The sequence below is a fragment of the Cohnella hongkongensis genome (assembly GCF_042654645.1).
GTDB classification, from domain to species: domain Bacteria; phylum Bacillota; class Bacilli; order Paenibacillales; family Paenibacillaceae; genus Cohnella; species Cohnella hongkongensis.
Genome location: NZ_JBHSEP010000002.1, coordinates 387,914 through 403,496 on the forward strand (window position 1 = coordinate 387,914; position 15,583 = coordinate 403,496).

Genomic DNA, 15,583 nt, shown 5'->3' on the forward strand with positions numbered 1-15,583 from the left:
ATGAATTCGATCAGAAAGCTTTCGCTGGAAGCGCTCATTCTCTTGATCGCCTTGCTCTTCCTGTCCCCCTTCTACTTCGTGTTCATCAACTCGGTCAAAGGCTTCTTCGAGCTGATGACCAACGTTGCCGGCTGGCCCAAGCATTTCGTGTGGGCGAACTATGCCAACGCCTGGGAAGCCTTGAACTATCCGAAAGCGTTCTTGAACTCGCTGCTGGTGACGGTAATCGGAGTAACGGGCATCGTCGTCTTCAGCAGCATGGCGGCTTACAGAATCGTCCGTCACGACAGCGCGTTCAACCGGATTCTGCTCGTCTTATTCATAGCCGCCATGGTCATCCCGTTCCAATCGATCATGATTCCGCTGTCCGTCGTCTCCAGCAGCCTCGGAATTCTCAACCAGGTGTGGGGATTGGCCGTCATCTATTGGGGGCTGGGACTGTCGCTCGCCACCTTCCTGCTCCAGGGCTTCGTACGCACCATTCCCTATGAGCTGGAGGAGTCGGCGATTATCGATGGCTGCAGCCCGTACGGCGTCTTCTGGAGAATCGTCTTTCCGCTGCTCAAGCCGATGATCGTGACCGTCATTATTCTGAACACGCTGTGGCTATGGAACGACTACCTGCTGCCGTCTTTGATTTTGTCGGATTTGAACGTCAGAACGATCCCGCTCGCCACTTACTCTTTCTTCGCGGAATACTTAAAGCAATGGGATCTGGGACTCGCTGGACTCGTCCTTAGCATCGCCCCGCTGCTGCTGTTCTTTCTTCTCATGCAGAAGCACATCATCGAAGGCGTAACGGCAGGATCGGTCAAAGGATAATGGGATTATATCTCATCAATTCAATATCATGTCAATCATTTGCACCTAATTGCATCAATAACGATGGTTCCTGTTGGAAACGATTACACTTATGATAAAGTTGTTTCATACAACTTACGGGAGGTCAACCTATGAAGCCATATCTAAAGGTACCGCTTATCATCGCCATGTTTGCCGGCACCCTCGCCGCGTGCGGCGGAGGCGGCAGCAGCGGCTCGTCTTCAACCCCGGCCGCGTCCGGAGCCTCCGGATCCGCAGCTTCCGGAGAGAAGAAAGTCATCAAGGTTCTTCAGTTGAAGCGAGAGATTATAGACCCGTTGAAGAAAATGGGCGAGGACTTCACGAAGGAGCATCCGAATATCGAGCTGGAGTTCATGGTAGCCGGCGACGATTACGACACTGCGCTGAAAGCGGCCTTCGCCTCGGGCAACGAGCCCGACGTCTTCATGAGTAACGGAGATGCCCACGCCGTGCTGTGGCAGGACAAATACTTGGATCTGTCCGGCGAGCCGTGGATGGCTAACATGGCGGAAGGCTCGAAGCCGTCCATTACGATCGACGGCAACATTTACGGCATGGCTGTCAATATCGAAGGCTTCGGCTTTATCTACAACAAAGACCTGTTCACTAAAGCCGGCATTACGGAAACGCCGAAGACGCTGTCCGAGCTTGAGGAAGTCGCGAAGAAGCTGAAGGAAGCCGGCATTACGCCGTTCGTCAACTTCCATCAGGAGCCTTGGATGACCGGCAAGCACGGTCTGAACGCCTTCTACGCCAGACAAGCCGATCCCGAGCAATGGGTGAAGGATGTTATTGCAGGAGCCGCGAAGTTCGAGGGCGATCCGGTCGGCATCGGTTACTTGAACCTGATCGACCTTATGATCGAGTACGGACAGCCGAATTCGCTCACGACCGACGTCAACACGGCGCAAGCGGAATTTGCCGCCGGGAATGCGGCGATCATTCAGCAGGGCAACTGGATTCAACCGGTTCTCGACAAAATGACGCCAGATATGAAATTGGGCATGTTCCCGATGCCGATCAGCGACGATGCGGAGCAGAACAAAGATCTGTTCGCCTTCGCCGGCAACTACTGGGTTATTAACAAAAATTCCAAAGTCATCGACGAAGCTAAAATTTTGCTGGACTGGATGGTCAATTCCGAAACCGGCCAGAAATACATCGTCGAAGTATTCAAATTCGTACCCGCCTTCAAAAACATCGAATTCTCGGTCGAGCAGTTAGGACCTCTGGCGGGCGATCTGTCCGAATTCTCCAATCAGGGCTTAACGAAGGGCCGCTACTACAATATGATGCCGCCCGGATCGGACGCCGAGTTCGGCGCCGTCTTCCAGAGGTATATCGCCAAGCAGATGAGCCAGGAGGATACGCTGAAGAAATTGGACGAAGCTCTCTCCAAGCTGACGAACAAATAACTGATCTTCTATCTAAAAGGGGTTGTCCCTTAAGCAAAAAGTCGTACCGAACAATAATCGATGAACGAGTGACCGAGGCTTCTAACGCCTTCCGATACTCTACGATCCCGAGACGGGATTCCATCGATCCTGTTGTACGCCAATGCTTAAGGGGCAACCCCCTCTAGTTCGAATGCGCAGTCTACCCGCGATTTCTCTGCAGATTGACCTTGTATGAGTATCTGTCGCTTCTATACTTGGTCTTCGTGTATTCCATCGCCCTGCCGCTTGCGTCGTAGCTTACTCTTCGCCTCTCCAGCAGAGCCTCGCCGGGACTAATGCTGAGGAAGTCCGCTTCCGCCTGTGTAGCGTTTGCGGCGTGGATCGTCTCCTCGGCCTCCTTCAGGCTATAGCCGTACTTCTCTTCCAACACTTTATAGAAGGCCGCGGTATTCAGATCTTCCTGCAGGAGCAGCTTGCCGATCTCCTCGGGCCAGCAGCTCCGCTCGTAGGCGATCGGTTCGTTGTCGGCCAGTCGAATCCTTTCGATGAAGAAGACGGAGGCATCGTCCGGAAGTCCGAGCAACGACAGCTCGTAGAAGCAGTTTTTCCGAAACTCGCTGGACACCAGCCGGGCCGAATGCTTAAACCCCTTGTCCACGATCTCTTCCGCGAACCCGGTCAGCTTCCCGAGCCGTTCCTCCACCTTGGAGGACTTGACCTCGGTTCCCCGGCCTTGCTTCTTCTGAAGCAGGCCCTGCTTGACCAGTTCGATAACGGCTTCTCTAACCGTCGTTCTGCTCACGCGGTACTCTTCTATCAGCTCCTGCTCGGTTGGAATTAACGAGCCTACCGGCCACTCCTCGCTCAGAATCTTTCCCTTCAGAATATCCTTGAGCTGTTGGTACATCGGCAAAGGGCTGTTCGGATCGATAACGTTAATGATCATCGCTGCTCCTTAAACAAATTAATCTAAATTATACTGTAGAATGCCAAGATCGGCAATTGAGACTTGCATTCCGAACCGGCAAAAATAGGGCCCGCGGAGAGCGCGAGCCCGATCGAATCGAATCCGATTTAGTTTTTGGAGAGAATCTTCGTCGCTTCCTCGCGGAACTTGACCGCGCCTTCCTCGACCGTCAGCTTCTTGTACAGAATCTCTTCGGCCGTATCCTTAAGCAGCTTGTCGACCTCGACCGCGCCGACCGGATTCGGAGGGTCCATCTGACTGCTGTTCTGCTCGGCCCATGCGACGTAGTCGAACACCTTGGCCTGCTCCGGAGTCAGATCCGGCTTCAGCGCTTCCTTCACCTTGGAGGAGACCGGAACGCCGCGCTCGCCCATAATGATTTTGTTCGCTTCGATGTCGTTCACCCAGAAGTCGATGAACTTCGCCGCCTCTTCCTTCACCTTGGAGTTTTTGGCGATCGAGAAGTACATGCTCGGCTTCAGGAACAGCGCCTTGTTCTCGTTCCATCCCGGTACCGGCAAAATCTCGAACGGACGCTTCGCCACCGTGGAGGAGAGAATGTACTGATTCGACCAGCCCCAAGTGCTGACCGCGTTGCCGAGCTCGAGCTCGCCGTCCTCCGGCGTGCCTTTCTTCTGCGCCAGCTTGTCGAGCGACAGCAGGTAGCCGTTGTTGTACCAATCCTGATACATCTTATAGAAGTCGATGAACAGCTGATCGTCGGCGTAGCCCAAGCCTTTACCGTCCGCCGCGTACATATGCTGGCCCTTGCTTCTCAGATAGAACGGGAAAAATACGTCGTGGCGAAGATCCTGCGCGAGCAGCTTGCCCTGCGCCTTCATCGTCGGGCCCAGCTTGGCGAAGTCGTCCCACGTCCAGTTCTCGTCGGGCATCGTTCCGCCCGCCTGCTCCAGCATCGCTTGGTCGATGACGGCCAGCAGCGCGTTCGAGCCCAGGTTCATCGCGAACAGCTCGTCTCCGAGCTTGCCGCCCGAGATGGACGCCTCGCCGATCGAGCTGACGTCGATCAGGCCGTTCTGCGTATAGGGCGTCAGATCCTCCAGCTGTCCGCGTCCGCCGTATTGAGACAGATAGGAGATGTCCATCTGAATGACGTCCGGGAGGTTGCCGGCGGCGGCGTTGGGCGCGAGCTTCTTCCAGTGGTCGTCGAAGGCGGCGTATTCCGGCTCGATCGTCACATGAGGATTCCGCGATTCGTACAGCTCAATCACCTTCAGCGTGTAATCGTGACGAGCCTGCCCGCCCCACCAGGCGACGCGCAGCTTCACCGGTTCGTTGTCCGCGCTGGCCGATGCGGGCTGGGACGCCTCCGGCGACGATGCCGGGGCGCTGGAGCCGGCCGTCGTCTCCTGCTCCTTCCCGGAGCCGCAGCCGATCAGGCCGATGACGAGGGCAAGCATGACGATACCTGTTAGTGCTTTTTTCATTTCTTAAAATCCTCCCCTATGAGATCGGTTGATTGATTAGCGCTTACATTTCCTATTATCATCGGGTCGGATCGAAATCGTAATGCAAAAAACCGTGCTGTTTGTTCAAAAAGCAGAGTTGTCCGCCTGCTTGGCATACTCGGAAGGGGTGCAGCCCATCTGCTTCTTGAACACCTGGCTGAAGTACTGGGGATTGTCTCCGAAGCCTAGCCGCTCGGCCATCTCGAAGATTCGGATCTCGGGATTGGCCGCCCACAGCTCCGTCGCTTTCCTGATCCGGGCTTTCACGACGTAGTTGGAAAACTTCTCCCCGGTCTCCTTCTTGAACAGCTTGCCGAGATAGTCCGCGTTCATGTAGAGCATCTCGCCGGCCACCTGATTCAGAGACAGCTCGGAGTTGCCGAGCTGCTCCTCGACGATGTCGATCATTTTGCGAACGATCGAAGTATGTTTGACGACGTGGCGCTCGTAGTGGAACTGCGCCAGCTCCCGCACCGTCTCTTCCAGCACCGCCTGCATCGCCTGGAGCGTGTCCATCCCGGCCAGCTCCGCCAGCTGGCAATAGTAGCGTTCCATCCGCTGCGGGTCGCCGAGCCGGATCAGGGAGACGAACTGCTGAACGACATGCGACTTGGTCATATCGATGTCGGCCTGCCCCCGCTTCAGCTCGCGCATCAGATCGGCCAGCGCCTGCTCCGCCTCCTCGCGGTCGCCGGACTGCACCGGCATCGTCAGCCGCTCGGGCTCGAAGCCGAACAGGTCGGCCGTCCCCCTCTCCGGCTCCCCCGTATCCTTGCTTGCAATGACGCCCCCCTCTCCGAGGTAGAAGCGGTAATTCAGACAGCGCAGCGTCTCCCGGTACAGGCTGCGCGCCTGCGTAATCCGATCGGGCTCGCTGAGAGCGATCGTAGCGTCCATCTTGTAGTACGTCTGGAAAATGGCCCGAATCTCCTCCAGCTTGCGGAACAGCGCTTCGGGGGCAATCGCGTCCTCGATCAGAATCAGCGCATGGTTGCCGATCGTCGTGCCGAGCAGCGTCGTCTCGAGCAGGTCCTCGGCAATATTTTTGATCGCGAACAGATGCTCGAACTCCGCGTTCGCCCCTTCCGCCTGGAACAGCAGCAGTCGGACGGGACGTTCGATCTCGAACCGGAACAGCTTCCGGTAATAGTCCCAGTCCCGGCTGCCGTAGGTTTTATTCGTCACGAACTCCTTCAGCACCTGCTCCTTGACGTGGGGCATCACCTTGGACAGCTCCTGCTTCATGTCCTGGACGAACCGCTCGCGCCGCCGTTCCGTCTCCAGCTCGCGAACAATCTCCGTCAGCGCCTCGGCGATCTTGCGCTCGTTGGTCGGCTTCAGCAAATAATGCTTCACTCCGTACTGCATCGCTTTGCTCGCATAGTCGAATTCGCCGAAGCCGGACAGCAGCACGAACCGCACGTCCGACCGCTCCCGGTTGACGGCGGCCACCAGCTCCAGCCCGTCCATTCCCGGCATGCGGATATCGCTGATGACGATGTCCGGAGCCAGCTCCCGGATGCGCTCGCGCGCATCGACTCCGTTCGCCGCCGTTCCGGCGAGCCGAGTGCCGAGGGACTCCCAGTCCAGCATTTGCGAGATGCCGTCGAGAATGATTTTTTCGTCGTCGACGAGCAGCACCTTGTACATCCCTATTCCTCCTCCTCCTCGCGCGGCAGCGCCACGATCACGCGGGTTCCCCGCCCGGGTCCGCTCTCGAACCGAAGCCCGTACCGTTCTCCGAACGCCAGCTTGATCCTCTCGTCGATATTCAGCAAGCCGATGCCCTTGCCTCTGGCCGTCAGCTCGCCGCTTCTCAGCCGCTCCAGCGTGTCGGCCGGCATGCCGGGGCCGTCATCCTCTACGAACAGACGCAGCTCGTCGTCCGACTGCTCCGCGCGAACGACGATCCGGCTCTTCCCGATCGTCGGCTCCAGCGCATAGTGGATCGCATTCTCCAGAAGAGGCTGCAGCGTCAGCTTCGGCAGTCTCCGCCCCAGCCATTCATGCGGCACGTCCAGCTCGAAGAGCAGCCGGTCCTCGAAGCGGTACTTCTGAATCGTGACGTAGGATTCAACCACCTCAAGCTCTTCCCCGAGCGTCAGTATTTCTTCCTTCATGCTGATGGAATTGCGCAGAAGGAAGGCCAGCGATTCCACCATGCTCGAGATTTGCGTCTGCTTGTTCACCTTGGCAATCCAATTGATCGACTCCAGCGTGTTGTACAGGAAATGCGGGTTGATCTGCGCCTGAAGCGCCTTGAACTCCGTCTCCTTGATCAGCAGCTGGTTGGCGTAATTTTCGGTGATCAGCGTATTGATCCGCTCGACCATCAGACGAAAGGTGCGGTGAAGCAGCCCCATCTCGTTCATCGACATCAGCGAATCGTCCGCCGAGGGCAGATGCGCCTCCGCGAAGTTTCCTTTCTCGGCCAGCTTCATGCGAGCGATCAGGCTGTCGATCGGGCGGGTCAGACTGCGCGAGAAGCGAATTCCGATCGGGATCATCAGCGCAAAAATGCCGATAAAGACGATGACGACCAATTCCTTGATGAAAATGACCCGCTCGAAAATCTGATGAAACGGCGTAAGGCTCAAATACGTCCAGCCCGTCCCCGCCGACCGCGAATAAGAAATAAAGTACGTGTGGCCCCCGATCTCCTGGGTGAAATAGCCTTTGGAGGAACGAAGCGAGCCCAGCACCTCCTGCGGGCTGAACAGCGGCTCTCTCGGGTAGATGATCTCGTCTCCGGCGAACAGAATCAAATCCCCGCCGCCGGCCGAGAACTGCTGAACGATCTTGTTGACGTTAATCCGAATCAGCAGCGTGCCCAGAAACTCCAGATCGAAGTTCGTATTGCTGAACGAACGGATATCCCGGGCGGAGATGAGCGCCGGGTCGGCCGCCTCCGGGAAAAACCAGCGCATATCCCCCTCCGCCTCGCGGGTGACTCGCTGAATGCCCGCGATCTTCGCAGGCTCGACTCCGGTTACGTTGCCCGCCCCGTTCTCGGCGCCCCGTGAATCGATCAGCTGAATGGAATAGATCGTCGGCTCCGAGCCGGCATACGTCAGCAGACGATCGATCACCTTCTGCCGCATAATGTGCAGATCGTATTCCGAATCGGTATGCTTGATCGCCAGCAATTGGCTTTGCAGCTGAATGTCGGCGATAATGTCGTAGGACATCTGCTCGATGCGCGCCAGCTTCGTCTCGATCGCCGCAGAGGACAGATTCAGCACCTGCGCCGACTTGTCGTACAGCTGGCGGTCGTAGATCGAGAAAGCGTACTGCTGCACCAGGAACGTAAACGCGAACGTAACCGCGACGATGCTGGCGATCAGCACCGACAGCTTGTTTCTGATTTTCATATGCCGAAACGATTGGAACCAAGTCCGCATAGCCGTTCCCGCCTTGTGTGAAGGTTGTCGTCGTGATGAAAGTATGCCACTTAGGATCAAGTCTGTAAAGCGGTTACATAAGGCAATCGCAAGGAAAACCCGGAAAACCGACGATCGATTTTCCGGGTTTTTTGTTTAAAAATCAGGGAGGTTTTTCGGACGGCCGGAGGCCCCTCTTAGGCGCCGGCCTTCGTTAAGCGGATCACGTTCCAGGACTGCTTCGGAAGAAGCGCGCTCACCAGACCGTCGTCGAGTCTGGCGTTGCCGCCGCTGTGCGGCTTGACCTTTTCCGATCCTGCCGTATTAACCGCCTTCAGATCCGGATTTTCCAGCACGATGTGCTCCGCCACCCGATAGCCGGCGAAGCTCCGGACGTCGCACGTCAGCTCGAGCGCGCTCTCCAGGCTGCGGTTGACGGCGAACACGACGACTTCGTCCTTCTCGTCGTTGTAGACGGCGGCCGCTTCGAGATACGGAACGTCCGTGAAGTCTTTGCTGTCGTATTTGTCGGACACAATGACCGGCTTCAGCGCAATTCCGCGGCCGTACACGGACGCGTGCATATACGGATAATAGATCGTCTGCTTCCATGCCGTGCCGCCGTTCTCCGTCATGATCGGCGCGATGACGTTGACGAGCTGCGCCATGCACGCGATCTTGACGCGATCGGAGCGCTTCAGGAACGAGATCAGCAGCGTGCCGACGAGCAGCGCGTCCTCGAAGTTGTACACGTCTTCAAGCTGCGGCGGAGCGACTGTCCACGGCTCGATCCGCTTGTCCGCGTCGTTGGAGTGGTACCAGACGTTCCATTCGTCGAAGCTCAAGCTGATCGTCTTCCTGCTTCTCTTCTTCGCTTTCATATAATCGCAGACGGAAATAATCGTGTGAATAAACCGGTCCATCTCCAGCGAAAGCGCCAAGTAGTTCGCGCTGTCGCCGTCGCGGTTGCCGAAGTATTGGTGCAGGGAAATATAATCGACCGCGTCGTACGTATGCTCGAGCGTCGTCGCCTCCCATTGCGGAAACGTCGGCATGCTCGAGTGAGAGCTGCCGCACGCGACCAGTTCGATGTCCGGATCGACCCAGCGCATCACTTTAGCCGTCTCGAGCGCGACGCGCCCGTACTCCTCCATCGTTTTATGGCCGATCTGCCAAGGGCCGTCCATCTCGTTGCCGAGGCACCACGTCTTGATTCTGTGCGGCTCCTTGTAGCCGTGGGAGATGCGAAGATCGCTGTAATACGAGCCGCCGGGATGATTGCAGTACTCGATCAGGTTGCGCGCGTCGTCGACGCCCCTCGTGCCCAGGTTAACGGCCATCATCACTTCCGAGCCGGCCTTCCTGCACCATTCGGCGAATTCGTTCGTGCCGACGAGGTTAGGCTCGATCGTCCGCCAGGCCAGCTCCAGCTTGCGCGGCCGGTTCTCCGCCGGGCCTACTCCGTCCTCCCAGTTGTAGCCGGACACCATGTTGCCGCCCGGATAGCGGACGATCGGCACGTTTAAGCCCTTGACCAGCTCGAGGACGTCTTTGCGGAAACCGAAATCGTCCGCCTCCGGATGATCCGGCTCGTAAATTCCGCCGTATACGGCTCTTCCGAGATGCTCGATGAAGGAGCCGTAGATTCGCTTATCGATGCGGGAAATGACAAACTCTTTATCGATGATCATTTTCGCTTTTACTTGACTCGTCATGGTTTTCTCCTCTTTCTGCGTCTGATCGCGGTCAGCCCTTTACGCCGCCGACCGTTAAGCCGGAAATAAAGTATCTTTGGAAAAATAAAAACAGGAGCAGAATCGGCAGAATCGCGATGACCGACCCTGCGATCAATACTTGATAGTTGTTGCCGTACGGGGTGATCAGCGTGCTCAAGCCGATCGGAATCGTCAGCATGTCGTTCGTTCGCAGCACGAGCATCGGCCACAGGAAGTTGTTCCAGTTGCCGAGCGCAATCAGAATCGTCATCGCTCCGAAGGCCGGAAGCATCAGCGGACAGAAAATGCGGAAGAACATGCCGTACTCGGTACAGCCGTCGATTCGTCCGGCATCCATGAAGTCCTTCGGCAAGCCGCTGGCGTACTGCCGGAAGAAGAAGGTCGGAAGCGGCGCCACCGCGAACGGCAGAATGACTCCCCACAGCGTGTTAATCATTTTAAACTGGATCATCAGCTTGTACAGCGGCAGCATAATGATTTCCGTCGGCACCATCATGACGAGCAGAATCGCCACGAAGATCGCGTTCTTGAACTTGAAATCGTACATGGCCAGACCGTAGCCGACGAAGGCGGAGAAGAACAGCGACACGACCGAAGCGAGAAACGTAATGACCAGGCTGTTCTTAAACCAGGTGAAATACGTGTCGGCCGATTCGGTGAACAGCGACCGGTAGTTCTCCCACGTGAACAGCTCCCAGTCGATCGTATAGCTCAGCCCCGAGCTGATCGCCAGCTTGGCCGGCTTGAACGACGCCACCAGAATCGCGTAGAACGGCGTCAGCACCGCAATCGTGACGACGATGAACAGAAGCAGCATCAGCAGCCCGGAAGGAGTCGGCCTTCTTGTTCCTGTCATCGGTCAGTCCTCCTTCCTGAATAGCCCGAAGGCTTTCAGCTGAATCAGGTTCAGCACGAGCATCAGCCCGAGCAGCGACAGGCCGATGGCCGACCCGAGCCCCATGTTGTTTTGTTCGAAGCCCTGCTGATAGATGTAGCCGACCATCGTCAGCCCCATGTCCTTGGGCGAGCGGTTGCCGCTCCACAGCGTAAAGCTCTCGACAAACATGGACAAACCGCCGAAAATGCTGATCGTCAGCACGTAGATGGAGACCGGCTTCAGCATCGGCACCGTAATCCTGATGAATTTCTGCCAAGTCGACGCTCCGTCGATCGAAGCCGATTCGTATAACTCCTGCGGGATGTTCTGCAAGCCGGACAGAAAATAGACGATGTTCACGCCGAGCCACCGCCATGTCGCGAGCAGCACGAGGGACAGCATGCCCAGACGGGCGTCCGCCAGCCATTTCTGCGGCTCGATTCCAAGCAGGCCGACGACCTGGTTCATAATGGCCGCGTCGGACTGTCCGAGCATCAGGCGGAAAATCGTCCCCGCCACGACGATCGAGACGAGCGCAGGCACGAAAAAGGCGGAACGAAAAACGTTTTTGAACGGCAGCGCGCTCGAGTTCAGCATGACAGCGAACACGAGCGGCACCGGAATGAGCAGGGCCAGCGTTAAGGCGGTATAAATCAGGCTGTTGGAGATCGCCTTGTAATACTGCTTGTTCAGCAGCTTTTCGTAATTTTCGAAGCCGATGTACTTCGTTGCTCCCGGCAGTATTTCCTGAAAGCTCATCTGAACGGTGGACACGACCGGGTAGGCGAAGAAAATCAGGAACGTGAGTATAAAAGGCAGGACGAAAACGTACGGCGCGATGCGCGGATGATAGAGGAAGCCCGTTCTCCCCCGGGCCGGCGCCTTCGCGATCGCGGTTCGGTTCGGTTGGTTCACCACCCCAAGCTCCTTTCCTCGAAAGGACCGCTGCCGGGCCGAGCCGGGCCCGGCCAGCAGTCCTTAAACGACAAGTTATTGCGCGCGAACTTCCTCTGCGACCTCCTGGAGCACCTTCGAAGGGTCTTCCAGATCGTTGAGCGTGCGGAACATGGCCGAACGCTTGACCGCGTCGATAATCGCCGGCGTTTTCTCCCCGATGTTGACCGGTTTGATTTCGTCCTTCACCTCGGACAGCATCGTGAAGATTCCGTCCCCGAAGTATTCCGTGAACTTGTTCGGTTCGTTCAGCTCGGGCAGCGTCCATACTTCGGAACGAATCGGATCGAAGCCGAGCTCCGTCCAGAGCGCGATGTTGCCCTCCTTGGACAATTTCGCGAACGAGAGGAATGCCTTGGCGATGTCCTGCACTTTAGACTGCTGGGTAATGACCGTCCCCGTACCGCCCATGCCCGCGGAACGAGCGCCGCCGTCGGTCCAGGCCGGCATCGGCTTGATGATCATCTTGCCCTTGAGCTCCGGCATATTGTCGATGAAACGGCCCATGTACCACATCGGCATCCAGACGGAGGCCGCGCCGCCTTGGTTCATGAACGCCCAATATTCTTCGGAGTGGTGGAAGCCGCCCGGAGCCGGCACCGCGATCTTCTCCTTGACGAGGTCTTGCAGGTACTGCACCGTTCTAACGTTAATATCGCTGTCCAGCGTGACGCTTCCGTCTTGGCCCAGGAAGTCGCCGTCCTGCTGCGCGATGAGCGGCCACAGGGACCAGTGCTCTGTCGTTTCGACCGTCGTCATCGGCACTCCGGTCTTCTCGAGCACCGTCCGGCCCGCGGTCTTGTAGTCTTCCCATGTCCGAATCTCGTCCGGATTGACGCCCGCCTTGTCGAGTATTTCCCGATTATAGTAAATGACCGCCGCGCCTACGTGATAATCGATGCCGTAATATTGGCCGTCCTTCGCATAGATGTCGAAACGGGATTTCACCAGGTTGCTCAGCTCCGGCTCGACGATCTCGTTCAGCGGCGCCAGCTGCGGGGTTCCTTTTAAGTAGTTGGCGAACTTGCTGATCTCGATATCCGCTAAATCCGGGGCGCCTACGCCTGTCTGAAGCGCGACGAGCAGCTTGTTGTGCACGTCGTCGTAAGGGAAAGTGCTGCCTTCCAGCTGAATCTGCCGATCCGGATTCTGCTTGTTCCATCTTTCCGCCATTTCTTCGTAATACTTCTGATGAAGCTCCTGAAACGTCCAAAAAACGATTTTCGTCGCTTCGCCGGCCGAACCGCTCGAAGCCGGCGAACTGGACGACTTCCCGCTATTATTGCCGCTGCAGGCTGCAAGCGCTGTCATTGCCAACAAAATGAGAGCGATGATCGTAAACCTCGTCTTTCGCATTCCGTTCCCCCCGTTTAATTGTTAAATGATTAAATTGTTTTATATTTTATTAAAACAATTTATGAGATTATCATAAATCCGCCTCCCAGAAGTTGTCAAGAGTCAATTTGAATGCGTTTACCTAACCCTGAAATCGACCTTTATCCTGAAGAAGAGAATCGAGGCCGTCCGTTCGCAGCCTTTTTCCGGAATCGTCGATATCGTTTAATAAATTCTAAAATCCCCCATAAAGCGCTCCTGTTTTTTCTCTTTTTTAGACCGTTTTAGGTTTATGTATAATAAAAAATGGATTTATGGTAAGCTGTAACGGAAAAGTCTTATCGGAAAGGACTATACAGATATGATTCATATTAAAGAGCTCAGATCCGGGCTTAGTATTTTCAAAGCGCTCAGTTCGGACATTCGAATCCAGATTTTGGAGCTGCTGGCCGAGCACCAGACGCTCAACTTGAACGACCTGGCCACCAAGCTCAATCTCACCAACGGAGCCGTGACGATGCACATCAAGAAGCTGGAGGAAAGCGGACTGATCGAGATCAACACGGTCGTAGGCAAGCACGGCCTGCAAAAAATGTGTTACCTGAACGAGGAGCAGCTGATGGTCGAATTGCGAACGAAAGAGGTGGGCAATCGCTACGAAGTCGAGCTGAAGGTCGGCCACTATGGCAATTATCGCGCCGTCCCGACATGCGGACTCGCGACCAAGGACAGCATTATCGGAGATTTCGACGACCCGCGGTATTTCGCCGATCCCCAGAGAGTCGACGCCGAGATCATCTGGCTGTCCGAAGGCTTCCTCGAATATCGGATTCCGAATTATTTGAAGCCGAATCAGCAGTTTCAGGAGCTTCAATTTTCCTTGGAGCTCAGTTCCGAAGCGCCCGGCTTCGCCGACAACTGGCCGTCCGACATCTACTTCTATGTGAACGATATCGAGATCGGCTCCTGGACGAGCCCCGGCGACTTCGGAGACAAGAAGGGCGCCTTCAATCCGGATTGGTGGCCCCCGCATTTGAATCAATACGGAATGCTCAAGCTGATTCGGGTGAATCAGGAAGGAAGCTTCATCGACGGGTGCCGGATTTCCGACGTGACACTGCAGCAGATCGGGCTCGACTACAAGAGCGATATCCGGTTTAAGCTCGCCGTCGACGAGAAGTCGAAAAACAAACGGGGCTTGACCGTATACGGCAAACATTTCGGCAACTACAACCAGGACATTCTGATTCGGGTCCTGTTCAAGGACTTGCGCGAATAACGATCGATTACAGGCAAAACGAAACGGCCTTCGTCGCGGAACAGCCTTTCAATGTTGACATGTTTCTTCTCCTCCATTAAACTTAAACTAATTCTAAATTAATGGGGATGAGGGCAATGAGAAAAGCGGGAGCAATGACCGTGCAGCGAAAAACGATCTACGACCTGCTGACCGCGGCCGACGATCATCCTACGGCATCCGATATTATCGAAAGGCTGAAGGCCGGGGGACACCACTTCGCTTACGCGACCGTGTACAACACCTTAAAATATTTGACCGAGGAGGGGCTCATCCAGGAGCTGAAGCTCGAAGGAGACGCTTGCCGGTACGACGCCCGCATCGAGGAGCACCAGCATATCGTCTGCACGGAATGCGGCAGGGTGGACGAGGTGTTCGTCCCGACGCCTCCGGAGTGGCTGGACCGAATCTCGGATCAGACCGGCTACAGAATTACGAACGAGCAGTATGTGTTCAAGGGAGTGTGCCGAACATGCAGCAGCGCGAACCAATACTGATGGAGGACGTCATTCCGGCCGACGGCTTGATGTCCGCCGAGCTGCCGGTCGAAGGGGGTTACTGCGAGGTCACCGACCGGATTCTGATCGTCAGTCCCCGCCCCGCCGCTCTGCGGACGCTTGTCGCCGAGCTTGCCCGGAGATGCTACGACGTACTGCTTCTGCATCATGCGGACGACCCTCTGCTCGGCATCGTACAAGGGAGCATCGTCGTCATGGACCGCACCGTAGGCGTTCCCGCTCCGGCGTCGGCTCCCTCCTGGCTTTCCGACGGCTCCTCGCCCGTGCTGGCGCTCGTGAACGACGCCACGGCGGCGCGGCCGGGAGAGGAAACGGTCGTCTGGCCGGGTCCGATCGACGGGGTCATCGGGAAAATCCAGCAGCTTGCCGCCCAGAGCGCGAATACGTCCGAGCCTCCGCGTCTGCTGTCGTTCAAGGATATCGTCGTCGATCCGGACCGCATGACCGTGACGCGCAAAGGCTCGCGCATCGATCTGACGAAGACCGAATACGATCTCCTGAGAGCGATTCTTGCCGCCGGCGGCAAAGTGATGACGCGGCAGGAGCTGATGAACGAAGTGTGGGGAGAGACCTACTTCGGCGGCAGCAACGCGATCGACGTCCACATCCGCAGCCTGCGCAGCAAGCTCGACGACGATCCGAAGCGCCCGACCTACATCGCCACCGTGAGAGGCGCCGGCTACCGTCTGGCCGACTTGTAAGAAATAACAGGCTAGCCGGCCCATTAGGGAAGTCGACGAATGCGTCCGAACCGTCGTACTCCCTGAATTTAGGAAGTCTCGGCACTTTGCAAGGCACACGAGTAAACCG

Annotated in this window: 13 protein-coding genes; 5 read left to right on the plus strand and 8 right to left on the minus strand. The window is 56.6% G+C overall.

Annotation, left to right across the window (positions count from 1 at the left end; all coding sequences use genetic code 11):
* A complete protein-coding gene (locus tag ACFO3S_RS04935; RefSeq protein ID WP_378092908.1) occupies positions 1-822 on the plus strand; it encodes a carbohydrate ABC transporter permease in 822 nt (273 codons plus the stop codon).
* A gap of 131 nt (positions 823-953) precedes the next feature.
* Positions 954-2,258: an ABC transporter substrate-binding protein gene (locus ACFO3S_RS04940; RefSeq protein WP_378092910.1), complete on the plus strand. Its 1,305-nt coding sequence runs from the start codon at positions 954-956 to the stop codon at positions 2,256-2,258.
* A 181-nt stretch (positions 2,259-2,439) separates the two neighbouring features.
* On the opposite strand, the gene ACFO3S_RS04945 is transcribed toward ACFO3S_RS04940, so the two are convergent.
* The 8 genes from ACFO3S_RS04945 to ACFO3S_RS04980 all read right to left on the minus strand — a co-directional run bounded on the left by ACFO3S_RS04945 (position 2,440) and on the right by ACFO3S_RS04980 (position 12,979).
* Positions 2,440-3,186, minus strand: a complete 747-nt coding sequence (locus tag ACFO3S_RS04945; protein ID WP_378092912.1) for a GntR family transcriptional regulator — start codon at positions 3,184-3,186, stop codon at positions 2,440-2,442.
* A 128-nt stretch (positions 3,187-3,314) separates the two neighbouring features.
* Positions 3,315-4,655: an ABC transporter substrate-binding protein gene (locus tag ACFO3S_RS04950; RefSeq protein ID WP_378092914.1), complete on the minus strand. Its 1,341-nt coding sequence runs from the start codon at positions 4,653-4,655 to the stop codon at positions 3,315-3,317.
* Between the two features lie 105 nt (positions 4,656-4,760).
* Positions 4,761-6,326, minus strand: a complete 1,566-nt coding sequence (locus ACFO3S_RS04955; protein ID WP_378092916.1) for a response regulator transcription factor — start codon at positions 6,324-6,326, stop codon at positions 4,761-4,763.
* 2 nt (positions 6,327-6,328) lie between these two features.
* A complete protein-coding gene (locus tag ACFO3S_RS04960; protein WP_378092918.1) occupies positions 6,329-8,077 on the minus strand; it encodes a cache domain-containing sensor histidine kinase in 1,749 nt (582 codons plus the stop codon).
* 176 nt (positions 8,078-8,253) lie between these two features.
* Positions 8,254-9,771: an arabinosylfuranosidase ArfA gene (arfA, locus tag ACFO3S_RS04965; protein WP_378092920.1), complete on the minus strand. Its 1,518-nt coding sequence runs from the start codon at positions 9,769-9,771 to the stop codon at positions 8,254-8,256.
* Between the two features lie 31 nt (positions 9,772-9,802).
* Positions 9,803-10,648, minus strand: a complete 846-nt coding sequence (locus tag ACFO3S_RS04970) for a carbohydrate ABC transporter permease (protein ID WP_378092923.1) — start codon at positions 10,646-10,648, stop codon at positions 9,803-9,805.
* 3 nt (positions 10,649-10,651) lie between these two features.
* On the minus strand, positions 10,652-11,587 hold the full coding sequence (locus tag ACFO3S_RS04975) for a carbohydrate ABC transporter permease (RefSeq protein ID WP_378092925.1): 936 nt from the start codon (positions 11,585-11,587) through the stop codon (positions 10,652-10,654).
* Positions 11,588-11,659: 72 nt separating this feature from the next.
* Entirely contained in the window at positions 11,660-12,979 is a 1,320-nt protein-coding gene (locus tag ACFO3S_RS04980) for an ABC transporter substrate-binding protein (protein WP_378092927.1), read from the minus strand.
* Positions 12,980-13,319: 340 nt separating this feature from the next.
* Here ACFO3S_RS04980 and ACFO3S_RS04985 point away from each other — a divergent pair, with 340 nt between their 5' ends.
* The 3 genes from ACFO3S_RS04985 to ACFO3S_RS04995 all read left to right on the plus strand — a co-directional run bounded on the left by ACFO3S_RS04985 (position 13,320) and on the right by ACFO3S_RS04995 (position 15,474).
* Complete coding sequence (locus tag ACFO3S_RS04985; protein ID WP_378092929.1) at positions 13,320-14,237, plus strand: ArsR/SmtB family transcription factor; 918 nt, start codon at positions 13,320-13,322, stop codon at positions 14,235-14,237.
* A gap of 116 nt (positions 14,238-14,353) precedes the next feature.
* Positions 14,354-14,752, plus strand: coding sequence for a Fur family transcriptional regulator (locus ACFO3S_RS04990; protein WP_378092931.1), 399 nt, complete (start codon positions 14,354-14,356; stop codon positions 14,750-14,752).
* The gene (locus ACFO3S_RS04995) at positions 14,728-15,474 is read left to right on the plus strand and encodes a winged helix-turn-helix domain-containing protein (RefSeq protein WP_378092934.1); all 747 of its coding nucleotides are present in this window, start codon (positions 14,728-14,730) and stop codon (positions 15,472-15,474) included. The genes ACFO3S_RS04990 and ACFO3S_RS04995 overlap by 25 nt, the downstream gene beginning before the upstream one ends.
* Positions 15,475-15,583: the final 109 nt, after the last annotated feature.